The following is an 11,379-nucleotide window of genomic DNA, read 5'->3' on the forward strand; positions in this document are numbered from 1 at the left end:
CGTCCTGAGCCAGGATCAAACTCTCCATTAAAGTGATCACCGAAGTGATCTATAATAGAGCTTGTCTTAAGCTCAAAATTCAATGCTAGCGAGAACTTTCATTCTCTGTTCAAACATTCACTCGTTGTTCAGTTTTCAAAGGACAATATCTCGACAAAACTTCATTACTTTCGTAATTTTCATCTTGTCATTTCGTGTCGCTTTGTTTAGCAGCGACTTTTTTAATATATCACATTCACCCATCTTAATGCAAGCTTTTTTTTGAAATTTATTTTTCTTATTAAGCTTGATTTGTTTCGGATGTGTTTGCCGTTTTTTAGCGGCGAGAGTTAATGTATCATAGGCTTATATATAAAGTCAAGCGTTATTTTAAAAAAATATTCAGCGAATCATCTTTCAAGGCAGATGCTCTTTTTTCGATGGCTTACAGAATAAAAGAAGCACGCCTGTCTAAACCAGACGTACTCCCTTCAGGTTTCGAATCAAGCTCAAGCTATTCGATCATTCCTTCGACCGGGCTGCTTGCAGAGGCATATCTCTTTTTAGGAATGCGCCCCGCCATAAATCCTTTACGTCCCGCAATGACAGCCAGCTTGAATGCTTCCGCCATGAGAACCGGATCCTGAGCGCCGGCGACAGCCGTGTTCAGAAGTACGCCATCGGCACCCAGCTCCATTGCCAATGCAGCATCTGCCGGACCGCCTATACCCGCGTCAACGATTACAGGAACTTTCGCTTCTTCGATAATAAAGCGAAGCTGATTCGGATTGGCAATGCCCTGTCCCGAACCGATAGGAGAAGCTCCAGGCATAACTGCAGCGGCTCCCGCTTCCTGCAGCTTGCGCGCCAGAATCGGATCGTCCGAGGTATACGGCAGCACGATGAAGCCAAGGTCCACCAGTATTTTCGTAGCTTCTAGCGTTCCGATAGGGTCCGGCAGCAGAGTCTTCGGATCACCGATGACTTCCACCTTAATCATGTCGCACATGCCCGATGCCTTGGCCAGCTTTGCAATACGAACAGCTTCTTCTACAGTATAAGCGCCCGCCGTGTTAGGGAGAAGCGTAAACTTTTTTAAATCCAGCGTCTCCAGGAAATTAGGAGCTTCCGGGTTATCGATAGGCAGACGGCGAATAGCGAAGGTAAGAACGTCCGCTTCGGAAGCCTGAACGGCTTGGTTTTGAATATCCAGCGAATTGAATTTGCCTGTCCCTAGCAGCAATCTGGATTTGAATTCATAGGGGCCGATTTTTAACACGTCATTCATTTGTACAAACCTCCATTAATATGTATGTGCAAGCAAGTATAACGGGCAAATCAATCCTTAACCCCCGCCTACAAAGTGAACAATTTCAAGAGAGTCGCCTTCCTTGAGAGCTGTATTGGCATACTCGCTGCGCTCGATAATGTCCCGATTCAGCTCGATGACCAGTATTTTTTGCTCAAGTTTGAAAACAGTAAGCAGCTCGGCAACATTCGTTACCTGATCTACTTCTCTCGCTTCCCCGTTAATGATCAGTCTCACACCACCACACCACGCTTTCCAGGTAAAATTGACAACAAAAAAAGCCAACCGCGCACAAGAGGTTGACTTGGTGTAAATATGCCGAAAACAGCATCTTACGTTCGTCCACTTCCCTACGCTGGTATCATCCAGAAGCATGCCGCACAAGACATGCCATAATCAGGTTCCAAGGGTCAAGAAAAAGCTTTCTTATCTCAGCCTCGCGATAAAAGGCTCCCCTAGTGGTTATTCAATTGAGTATAAGTATAGCAGAAACTGCTGTTTTTGTCGCTTGGATTCCTTATTTCGTTGTGTACCGTAATTCCAGCTGGGATACTTCTTCGTCCAATGTATAGATAATTTCCTTGGCCAGTGATTTCTTCACCAGCTTATTCAGGATAAGCGGAAGCTCGAACCGAATGTCGGACAGCTTCTCACACTGCTGAAGCTCGCCTAGGCTCCAGGCTTCTTCACGGCTGGACAATAGGGAGAGCAAGAGGCCGCAGCATCTCTCCATCTTGGACATGACGGAAAATTCGCAAGCAAGAAGCACTAGCTGGACGCGCTGCTTGAGCGTTTCATTGCTTAGCGTGAGCTCCTCATACAGCTTGTATACTCCGGGATTAATCGTTTTTACCTGACGCCAGACGGTAATTTCGGGATGGCTTCCCGCTTCGATGATAACAATCCTCGCCCAATGATGGAGCGCTTCGAGAATGTTATTGTACGCATCCAGCAGATGGTCCTCCAAAATATATTCTTTACTCTCCATATATTTGCGCAAAAATCTGGAGAATTCTATTAACAGCTTGTGCTCTCTCATTTCCGACGGAAATTCCAGCATCCGATGCCGCAAACCTTCTAAATACGTATTCCGATCCAGAAGAATCTCTCCCTTTAAGATCCAGTAAATGAGGTTGCGGTGCTCTCCGTGCAGCATAAGCTGATGAATTGCAGACGAAGTAAACCATCTTTCTTGTATACGGCAGTCGTCTTTTATATAATGATACTGTTGATCAGTTTGCAGGCCCTCTTTTACAATGACTAGCAACAGGAGATCGAATCCGTCCGTGATTGCAGAAAACATTGACGGATTATCGACCGCCAATATACTCATGACTGCATCATCTTCCCGGAGCCTGGCAATCCTTTGTTCCTTTAGGGCGTTCATCGCCGCAGCCTCCTACATAACATTCCATGATACTTCTTATTTCTACATTAGTAGGCGGTTTCCTGCATCATTTCAGTGACAAATTTCACATTTTATCTAAAGAAAGAAGTGACACCCGTGATATTAAAATCCAGTAAAGTTAATGAATTCCGGTTATGGGGACTGCTGCTGACCATGGGAGGCATGCTGCTGATGATCGTGGGGTTAGCAGGCATTGTTTTTAACTGGGGCGTAGCAGGCAAGATTATCGCCGGTATATGTATGGTCATCGGAGCTATCTCTATGCTGGCCAGCATGGGAGTGTATTTCTGGGCCGGTATGATGTCTACCAGCACCACCGTTGTCGAATGCCCCGAATGCGGCAAGGCTACCAAAATTCTCGGTAAAACGGACCGCTGCATGTTCTGCAAAACGATCCTGTCTCTGGATCCCCAGCACGACCCGAATGCCAAAGCCAATCTTTAACGGCCGAAGCAAAGAAAACTGGCTCCTTTCCCTACCTGCATGAGGTGAGAGAGGAAGCCAGTTTTTTTGTCCGGTTAAGGCTTTTTGTTAAGCTCTGTCTTTATAAGCTCCCATATAGCCGGGTTCTCGTAGCCTCTTCGCCACGTAGCCACTCCGGCAAGCTGGTATTTATTAACGATATCCATCCGCGCTTTCATGGATACCTCATCCTCCAGCCATATACGGTTCAGCTTGTCGCCTTCCTTGTACTCGACATAGTTTTGACCGACCTCCGGCAGGAACACAGGAGTCAGATTTTTCTCTTTGATCGTTCTTTGCGGATTGTCCATATAGACCGATCTCGAGCTTACCTTCTTCTTGCCGTCAACGACCTCCTCCGTCCAGATCCGGGTATAGAAAGGAACGCCCAGCACTAGCTTCGAGGCCGGAATCTGGTCCTCCTTCATCAGCTTCACGACGTTCTTCTCCACCCAAGGAAGCGAGGAGACGGAGCCTGCGGTAGGGCTGCTGGCCCAGTATTCGTCATAGGCCATGATCATCATATAGTCCAAAGAATCTATAAGAGCTTTCCGGTCATAAAAGGCCGACCACATCTCGCTTGAAGACTTCGGCGTAACATCCATCGATACGACAAGCCCCTGTTCATGCATTAACGGCACCATTTCGCGGACGAATTGGACCAGGTTTTCTTTATCCTTAGTATTTACATTTTCAAAATCGATATTAATGCCCTGTAAGGAATATAATTGCGCAAAGCTTAGTAGCTGCTTGATCATCTTCATTCTTTTATCGTAGGTCGACAATGCTTCTGTCGTGCGCTTCGGATCAAATCCATTGCTGAACAGCGCCCAAATATGATAGTTTTGGCTGTGCGCCCACTTGACATAGGCCGGATCAACAATGTTCTTCAAGTTGCCCTGACCGTCATCGATATGAAACCAGGTAGGGCTAACCACATTCAAGCCGGGCATAGGTGGAAATTTGGATGTATCCGGGCTTTTTGGAGTCGTTACCTGCTCCCAGGTCATATTGATCTTCCCGCCCTCCAACTTCGGCGCTACAAAGCTTGGAGGCTGCTCCTGCTTGGGGACCTTTTCCACATGATCGGACAACAAATGGTCCTTTTTGACGTAGCCCATATACCCGTTCTTCAGCTGCACATGGTACCACTCTTCCTCCTCACCCCAGATCATGACGTCCTCTCCCTGCTTTAAATCAGCAACAATCGGAGATTTAATGGACATCTCCTTGCGCATCGGAATCGTTTTGTCCGGCTTGTTCGGATAAGATACCGCTTTGCCCCAGTTGAGTTCGTCCCCTTCTTTCACAAGGATCACAGCGCCGGTGTCCTGAGACTCCCGCAATTCTATCCCGTAAAGCTGCTTTAAAGGCTCCATGGGCAGATACAGGGTTCCGTTTACTTTTTCCAGAGGAAACTTCAGGTTGAAGGGCTTCTCATTAATCGTTCCGGTCAACTGGCTTGTCCTCAAGCGAACTACCTTGTCCTGCGTCGTGATAATGGTCGAATCACTCGATTCCTCGTACAGCATCATCGGATCTATTAATTCCTTGGCTAAGGCAAAGGGCAGCTTCAAGCTCTCTTCCTTCCCCGAGGCCGGCTCATCATATAAAACGCCTTTATAGAAGATCGGCTTCGCGATTCCCTCGAAGGAGGGATCCTCATGCCGGCTGGTCGGAACATATTTGTCCCAGTACACTACGGCCGCGGCTCCGAGTAATACGGCGAACAATAGGGTCCATATGCGCCATTTTTTCGACCTTTTTCTCGTCGTTCTATGATTCATCATCAAATCCGGTTCCATTGCTTCACTCCCATGGCGACTCTAGTCATCGCTCAAATCTAGTACTAGTTTAACAAAAAAGACGCACTGAAAGCCACTTGATTGCCAAGCAGGCTTTAAGCACGTCCATTATACCTTATATTAGTAGAATGTTCCAATTTACGACAGTTGCCGGGCTCCGGCACAATCCGAGCAGATCCCATAAACTTCGACACGGTGGCTTTTCACCAAAAACCCTGTCTCTATCCCGGCCGTTTTCTCCAAATCATCCAGCGGCTTGTAGGAAAAGTCAACGAGCTTGCCGCATTCCTCGCAGAGCGCATGGTAATGATCCGACATATCCGCATCAAACCGGCTTGAATGATCGCCGTAGGTCATCTCACGAACCAGTCCGACCTCGATAAATACCTTAAGATTGTTGTATACCGTTGCAACACTCATGCTCGGAAACCGGGGCGCCAGCGCCTTATAGATCTCGTCAGCCGTCGGATGCGTCATCGTATTTAATAAATAGGCCAGAATAGCATGTCTTTGCGGGGTCATGCGTACGCCTGTCGATTTCAATTTGTGCAACGCTTGCTCCAATCGTGAATCCATGCTGTCTCACCGCCTAATCCGATAAAAGGGTATCGATTTATTTTACGCGGCTTTATTTACATTTGTCAATGAAGTTACAGGATAGCTGAAAAAAAGAACGTGCTACTCCGCTTTTTGAATATCGATAGTTCCACTCGTATCCAAATGTATTTTATGTTTTCCCGTACCGACAACTCCTTCGATCGACTTCTTATTAATTTGCATCGGAATCGCCGAATGAATACTGTCTCTCTCCCCTTCTCCTTTGAGAGTGTAGTCTCCGTTAGGGGGCAGTACCAGCTTGATGCCGCCGTGAGTCGTCTCGATATCCCAATCCCCGTTAATAACGCGGCTCGCAACTTGTACGGAGCCATTCGTTGTGTCTGCCTTTAATCCGCCGGGTACATCCTGGATCTGAATATTTCCGTTCGTTGTTTTGGCAGCTATGGTACCGTTAACCTGATTCAAGGTAAGGCTGCCGTTGGTCGATGTCAGCTTCACATCCCCCTGATGATCCTGCACCTCCAGCACGCCGTTGGTTGAATCCAGCTTCATGCTTCCTTGGGTCTTTACAGCTGCGATGCGGGCATTGGTGGATCGAAGCTCTATGTTATCGGCCCGGATGGAAGCAGCCTTGATTTCTCCATTGGTCGTCCTGGCCTTCAGCTCCCGCTTGAAAGCCAATTGTTCCGCGGTGATGGACCCGTTACTTGTCTCCAGATCCATGTCGAGCTTGATTTGCTGCGGCAGGCTGATCACCAGATCAGTGCGCGCCTTGCGCTGTTGCCAGAACCCGCCTCCGTACTCTGCTCCTGTGGAGGTTAACGTCAGCTCATGTCCTTGAACCCGCTGCTCCAACCGCGCCTCGGAAGCAATTCGCTTGGCCTCCTGCTCGTCATCCACGGCCACGTAAACGGTCGTTTCAATTTGAAGCTTATCCGTAGTTCCCTGCTTTAGAACGACATTGCCCGAAGGGTTATTAACCGTTACCTTATCCACCCCGCTGGCCAACACGATTTCAGTCGTTCCCTGTTCAAATTTGTGTCCATCCCCTTGGGTGAAGGAAAGCACCGCATCTCCCAAATTGAGATTGGCCGACCAATTGCGGAACAGCGCGGCGGACTGCGTGCTGCCAATGACAATAGCGGAGAGGATAACCGCAATAATGACGCCGCCTAGATCCAGCTTCAGCTGCTTGTCGCTGTCTCCGTATTTCATATTAAATAAAATATACTCAACGCCCAAAGCTACAAACAATACGGGCCACCAGTTAACAAGAAGCGCTGTCCACTGCGATCCCATGTACTGATCGGCAATTACCGCCGCCCCGACTAAAACCAGAAGCAGCGCAGCCGTGTAACGTCCTGCTTTTCGCATCGTACGTTCTCCTTCTTGTCTTTATTTTTTCGTAGATTCCTTCAAAAACATCACGACGCCTACAACAATAAGCACAACAGCACCGATAGAGGACCCGAGCAGCTCAAAAATCCGGTTCAGCCAGGCCGGCTTGCTGCTTACAAGAAACAGGAATACGCCCCCGATAATCAACAAGTAGCCGATCGTGCTGCCTTTTGGACCTTTGGATGACCTTTTGCTGCCCACGGTATCCATCGTATCGGAATAAAGCCCGCCCCACCCGGAATTGACTTTGTCGGTCTGTTGAAGCGCATCAAAAATGTTGTAGAAATAAATGACCGGGATGAACAAGGAAAATAATACGATCAACGGAATGCTTGCACTTGCATTGGTCGCAAAAAACACAATGGCGAAAATATCTGCAATCAGTAGAAGCATCAGCATCATACCCCGCTGCATCAACCCAAGATACAGTTGGCCCGTGCCTGGAATCAAAAATGAGAGCAGGCAGGCTACAAATTTGCTTTTGCGCGGCGCGGCGCGAAACGGGTCGTAAGGAGGCTGATTAGGAGGCACCTGGTTCCATCGCTCCATTCGCTCCCTCAAAAATGCATCTTCCTTTTCTTCTTCATTTAAAAACGGCTGCTTGCGCTGCTCCTCCATATACGATTAACCTCCATTCGTTCAAATGAACTGATTCGATGCTCATATTGTTAAGCTTTCCAATGTACTTGCTAAGAAAATAATAACTGGACGGAAAGTTGATGTACGATCCATCCCAATGCGGCAACCTTGCTTTGGACGTCGTCCCCCCACTGCTCCGCATTAATGGACATGATTTTACCCAGGACCCCTGAGGAGATGAACACGTAGGTCGCTGCCGTAGCCACCAATCCGTGCACCAATTCATTATGCCATCTTCCTTTGGCTTTGGAAGCATGGCGGGAAGCAGCGGCTGCTCGAAGGGTTTGCTCCCGGGACTCTCTCCCGATGGCCCCCATGACCTTGTCCGTCAATTCCTCCGGCGCCTGGAGCAGAGGCACTTGATCCAATAGAGACTCCATGTCAAGATAAGCGCGGAGCCGTGTCCGGCAGTCGGGGCAGCCTTGGATGTGCCGTCCGATCTTCTTCAATTCCAGCTCAGAACAGGCGCTATTTAGAAATAGTAGCAGATGATGATCGTCCGGATGCAGATAGCTTTTGTTCATGATTGCGTACCTCCTGCCATTTTTGTTTGAGCAGCGCTTTTCCCCGATATAATCTTGTCTCTATCGTTTTCATCGGAAGCTGTGTCGCTTCGGCAATTTCTTGATAGGACAGCTGTTTGTAATGATACAAATACAGGATAAGTCTGTACTTGTCGGGCAGCTCCGATAAAAGCTTCAGGATAGTCTGCTGCTCTTCCTTTTGCAGGGCTGCAGCTTCCGGCTCTTCCTGACGATTGCCGAACCAGTTCTTCATCTTATCCAGTAAAGCCTCATAAGGCCTGCGCCGCTGGGAGCGGCGGTAATCGGTGACTAGGTTGACTGTCAGCCGGTAAACCCAGGTCGTAAATTTGGCATCGCCACGAAAATGAACCAACGACCGATACAGCTTGATAAAAATTTCCTGCGTCAAATCTTCGGCGGTTTCGCGATGCTCAACCATGCGATACACGAGCGTATAAATGTAATTCTTATGACGCTCAATCAAGAGACGGTAAGCCTCCTCATCGCCTTGACGGATCTGTTCAACCAATTGCTCATCCGTCAATTGTTCCATCGTTTCACCGCCTTCGGTTATGTTGTTATACACTATTGGACGGCAGAAGCTGTCGGACCCCTTCAAAAATCGTAAATATTTTTTCGTTCCATAAGAACAGCATGTATGATCGCGTCCTGGCAGGAAGGAGAACTTTTTCACATGAGCCTATTTTACCACGGTTTCCTCTCATCGGACGAAAATGTTTGGGTCTTGGAGTTGACTTCCCTTCCTGTGACGCTACACTTAGAATGTAGAGAATGAAACGTTTAAAGCCATTCCATGCAAAAAGAATGAACGGAGGAACTCCATTGACTGCATCTTACTCAGCATTGACGGAAAGAAAACAAGCCATTCGCCGTCTGGCAGCCCGCAAAGCGCTCGAGCTGCCTGTTCTGCCCAGCGGCTTCTGGTTTCATAGCGACGTGCGCGATAATTTTTATTATGCGATTCATCTGTTCTCTTATTGCACAGATCTGCAGGCTAGCTCCGAAATGAGCGAAGCCGAGCGCCAATCCGCCCTCGATTTGGCCTCGAACATGATAAGCCGGGTATTAAGCTTGCAGGTGCAGGACCCTGAAAACCCGATGTACGGCCATTGGCCGCTTAATTTGGGCAGTGATCCCGCCTTAGCCAAGCCTAACCTCCTTCCGGTAGAGCTGATGGGCTGTCTTATTATTTTATTTTATAACCAATTCCAGCATGTGCTTCCTCTCGGCCTGAAGAGCGAGCTGAATCTGTCGATTCTTCATATTTACCAAAGCAGCGTGTATCGCCAGCCGATCAAGCAAATTCATCACCATGAAGCCAAGCATACTTCCTTGAAGCTCTTGCTCGGTCATCAATTCGACGATCAAGAACTGCTAGAGCAGGGACTTCGATTCGCCAAGCAGCAGCTTCGGCATGTGAAAACGTTCGGCTTCAAGGAGTACGGGGCTCTTCCATGGCATTGGCACTGGATTCAGTCGTTCGCCTGCGTGTGGGAAGTCGTAGATGATGCGGCGGTTCGCGAGACGGTGAGTGAAATGCTGGACCACCTCTGGAACCTTCGTGCGGACTCGTATTTAAAAGGGGCCTGGGTCGGTGCCCAATCGCGCCAATGGCCGCATGACGGACCGAAGGACAATAATACGCTGCTCGATTATATCCAGTTCGGGGATTTCCCGATGCCTGCCGTCATTACGCGTCTGGAAGGGGCAAGCCTCTATACTTACCAGGTGTCGGAGGACATTGTGAAGCGTGCAGTAGAGCGCGACTCCGTAAAGGAGCTGAAGCGTAAAATTCAGTTCGCTGAGGTGGACGGGGAAGTAACCGAGGAAGCTCATCTATACACTTATATAACACCGGACTACGCTGTAGGCGGTATTTGGGAACGCCGGGATGAATTCGACAACGAGCAGCAGCGATGGGATGTTACGCTGCCTCTGACAGACCCGGCCGCCGCTATCGGGGTGAATCAGGCGTTCTTCTTCCATCCGGGAAATAAATATAAAGAAGGGGACGACAGACATCAAAGCCGGTACGGTCAAGTCCTGTTCCATCAGGATTCCGTGGCGCAGCTGTGGGAGGTTCCTGCTGAGGATCAGGAGGCTTATCCGTCTCTTATCGGCTGTCTGCCTACAGGGGAATGGTCGTTTGAAGGGCGCAGCGGCTATGGCCGAATCGGCAACGTATACGCGGTATTTCATCTAAAGAACGATTTCCATGCCGAGGAGAAGCCGGATCGGGTATCCATCACAAGCCCCTTCGTTGGCGGCGCCAACGGTGTCGTCATGGAGGTGATGTCCTCCAAGGAAGCGGAGCAGCTGGGAATCCGCGATCTGGAGCAGTTCACATCCCGCATGAGGCTGTCCCCAGCCCAATTTGCGGCAAAAACCACCGATGCTGCCGGTATCGAGGTCTCGTATGTGACAAGAAGGAGAGACGAGCTGAAGCTCGGGACTGCGGCGGGATATCAAGCAGCCGTGAACGGCGAGCCAATCCATTGGGATGATTATACTATCTTTTAAATAGCGTAAGCCTCAAAAAAACGTGATGCGGACCAACCGTATCACGTTTCTTCTTTTTCATAAGGGATTCTCTTGTGAAACACAGTAAGCGTCACATTAGGAGCAATCTCCAGCACCTGACCTGCTTCATACCCATGCTTTCCGTACAGCAATACGGCAGGCTCGTTGTTCGTGCCGGTCGATACTTTCACGGCCATCCCCGGCATGGCGAATTGCTCGGCATACTGCAGCAGCTGCGTGGCGATACCACGGCGAAAAAACGACGGGTGAACCATCAGCCGGCATATCGTGAGCTCCTTCGTGCCTTGCTTGACCGATACAGCGCCTGCCAGCTGCTGCCCTTCATAATAACCGAAAAACTGCTCGCCGGATTCCCGAATCGTCTTGGGCGAATCAAATAAGGGAGGAATTTCATCAAAGCCAATCCGTTCCGCTTCCACCCGGTAAGAGAGCTGCTGCAGCATCAATAGCTCCAGTACTTGGTGGTTGTCCTCTATATCAATAGGTTGAATCATATCGTCCTCTCTCCTCGCAGGCAGGTCATTATCCCTTTGCAAGCTCTTCTAGATGAAAGTAAGTATACAACAGAAATCCCCTTATTCCAATCGTTTCCATATGGAGGCTACTTTCATTCCTCGCCACGAGTGTTACCATCGCAAATGTTCTAGAGTAAAGGGCAGATAAATTTCTGCCCCTCCTCATCAAACCGTACGTGAGGTTTTCCCTCATACGGCTTTCCGATGTTCGTCATTCATG

At 48.9% G+C, this 11,379-nt stretch carries 12 protein-coding genes and 1 riboswitch; of the genes, 2 read left to right on the forward strand and 10 right to left on the reverse strand.

The features are described from left to right. Positions 1–493: 493 nt before the first annotated feature. The 3 genes from GGC63_RS33990 to GGC63_RS34000 form a co-directional block, all read right to left on the reverse strand. Entirely contained in the window at positions 494–1,267 is a 774-nt protein-coding gene (locus GGC63_RS33990; protein ID WP_225948692.1) for a thiazole synthase, read from the reverse strand. Between the two features lie 57 nt (positions 1,268–1,324). Continuing rightward, a complete protein-coding gene (gene thiS / locus GGC63_RS33995; RefSeq protein ID WP_079913371.1) occupies positions 1,325–1,525 on the reverse strand; it encodes a sulfur carrier protein ThiS in 201 nt (66 codons plus the stop codon). Positions 1,526–1,618: 93 nt separating this feature from the next. Further along, a riboswitch (TPP riboswitch) is annotated at positions 1,619–1,755 on the reverse strand. A 50-nt stretch (positions 1,756–1,805) separates the two neighbouring features. Next, positions 1,806–2,675, reverse strand: coding sequence for a nucleotidyltransferase-like protein (locus tag GGC63_RS34000; protein WP_192705977.1), 870 nt, complete (start codon positions 2,673–2,675; stop codon positions 1,806–1,808). A 117-nt stretch (positions 2,676–2,792) separates the two neighbouring features. On the opposite strand from GGC63_RS34000, the gene GGC63_RS34005 reads away from it, so the two are divergent. Then, positions 2,793–3,140, forward strand: coding sequence for a DUF2614 family zinc ribbon-containing protein (locus tag GGC63_RS34005; RefSeq protein WP_079913372.1), 348 nt, complete (start codon positions 2,793–2,795; stop codon positions 3,138–3,140). Positions 3,141–3,214: 74 nt separating this feature from the next. Here the strand turns inward: GGC63_RS34005 and GGC63_RS34010 are convergent, their stop codons facing one another. From GGC63_RS34010 to GGC63_RS34035, 6 genes are all read right to left on the reverse strand, one after another. Then, complete coding sequence (locus GGC63_RS34010; RefSeq protein ID WP_192705978.1) at positions 3,215–4,963, reverse strand: glycosyl hydrolase family 18 protein; 1,749 nt, start codon at positions 4,961–4,963, stop codon at positions 3,215–3,217. Positions 4,964–5,101: 138 nt separating this feature from the next. Continuing rightward, a complete protein-coding gene (gene perR / locus GGC63_RS34015; protein WP_079913374.1) occupies positions 5,102–5,539 on the reverse strand; it encodes a peroxide-responsive transcriptional repressor PerR in 438 nt (145 codons plus the stop codon). Between the two features lie 102 nt (positions 5,540–5,641). Continuing rightward, positions 5,642–6,895: a DUF4097 family beta strand repeat-containing protein gene (locus GGC63_RS34020; RefSeq protein WP_192705979.1), complete on the reverse strand. Its 1,254-nt coding sequence runs from the start codon at positions 6,893–6,895 to the stop codon at positions 5,642–5,644. 21 nt (positions 6,896–6,916) lie between these two features. Next, positions 6,917–7,537: a hypothetical protein gene (locus GGC63_RS34025; protein WP_192705980.1), complete on the reverse strand. Its 621-nt coding sequence runs from the start codon at positions 7,535–7,537 to the stop codon at positions 6,917–6,919. 71 nt (positions 7,538–7,608) lie between these two features. Then, a complete protein-coding gene (locus tag GGC63_RS34030; protein WP_192705981.1) occupies positions 7,609–8,082 on the reverse strand; it encodes an anti-sigma factor family protein in 474 nt (157 codons plus the stop codon). Next, the gene (locus tag GGC63_RS34035) at positions 8,027–8,635 is read right to left on the reverse strand and encodes an RNA polymerase sigma factor (protein WP_079913378.1); all 609 of its coding nucleotides are present in this window, start codon (positions 8,633–8,635) and stop codon (positions 8,027–8,029) included. The genes GGC63_RS34030 and GGC63_RS34035 overlap by 56 nt, the downstream gene beginning before the upstream one ends. Positions 8,636–8,925: 290 nt before the next feature. Here GGC63_RS34035 and GGC63_RS34040 point away from each other — a divergent pair, with 290 nt between their 5' ends. Beyond that, a complete protein-coding gene (locus GGC63_RS34040) occupies positions 8,926–10,623 on the forward strand; it encodes a hypothetical protein (protein WP_225948693.1) in 1,698 nt (565 codons plus the stop codon). A gap of 41 nt (positions 10,624–10,664) precedes the next feature. Here GGC63_RS34040 and GGC63_RS34045 read toward each other — a convergent pair whose 3' ends face one another. Then, the gene (locus tag GGC63_RS34045) at positions 10,665–11,138 is read right to left on the reverse strand and encodes a GNAT family N-acetyltransferase (RefSeq protein ID WP_192705982.1); all 474 of its coding nucleotides are present in this window, start codon (positions 11,136–11,138) and stop codon (positions 10,665–10,667) included. Between the last annotated feature and the right edge of the window lie 241 nt (positions 11,139–11,379).

This window comes from Paenibacillus sp. OAS669, assembly GCF_014873645.1.
GTDB classification, from domain to species: domain Bacteria; phylum Bacillota; class Bacilli; order Paenibacillales; family NBRC-103111; genus Paenibacillus_S; species Paenibacillus_S vulneris.

What these genes read in the sequence shown, in the direction of transcription:
- GGC63_RS34045 (WP_192705982.1), bottom strand. Translation starts at nt 11,138, where the DNA reads ATGATTCAACCTATTGATATAGAGGACAACCACCAAGTACTGGAGCTA.
- GGC63_RS34000 (WP_192705977.1), bottom strand. Translation starts at nt 2,675, where the DNA reads ATGAACGCCCTAAAGGAACAAAGGATTGCCAGGCTCCGGGAAGATGAT.
- perR (WP_079913374.1), bottom strand. Translation starts at nt 5,539, where the DNA reads ATGGATTCACGATTGGAGCAAGCGTTGCACAAATTGAAATCGACAGGC.
- GGC63_RS34035 (WP_079913378.1), bottom strand. Translation starts at nt 8,635, where the DNA reads ATGGAACAATTGACGGATGAGCAATTGGTTGAACAGATCCGTCAAGGC.
- GGC63_RS34010 (WP_192705978.1), bottom strand. Translation starts at nt 4,963, where the DNA reads ATGGAACCGGATTTGATGATGAATCATAGAACGACGAGAAAAAGGTCG.
- GGC63_RS33990 (WP_225948692.1), bottom strand. Translation starts at nt 1,267, where the DNA reads ATGAATGACGTGTTAAAAATCGGCCCCTATGAATTCAAATCCAGATTG.
- GGC63_RS34020 (WP_192705979.1), bottom strand. Translation starts at nt 6,895, where the DNA reads ATGCGAAAAGCAGGACGTTACACGGCTGCGCTGCTTCTGGTTTTAGTC.
- GGC63_RS34025 (WP_192705980.1), bottom strand. Translation starts at nt 7,537, where the DNA reads ATGGAGGAGCAGCGCAAGCAGCCGTTTTTAAATGAAGAAGAAAAGGAA.
- GGC63_RS34030 (WP_192705981.1), bottom strand. Translation starts at nt 8,082, where the DNA reads ATGAACAAAAGCTATCTGCATCCGGACGATCATCATCTGCTACTATTT.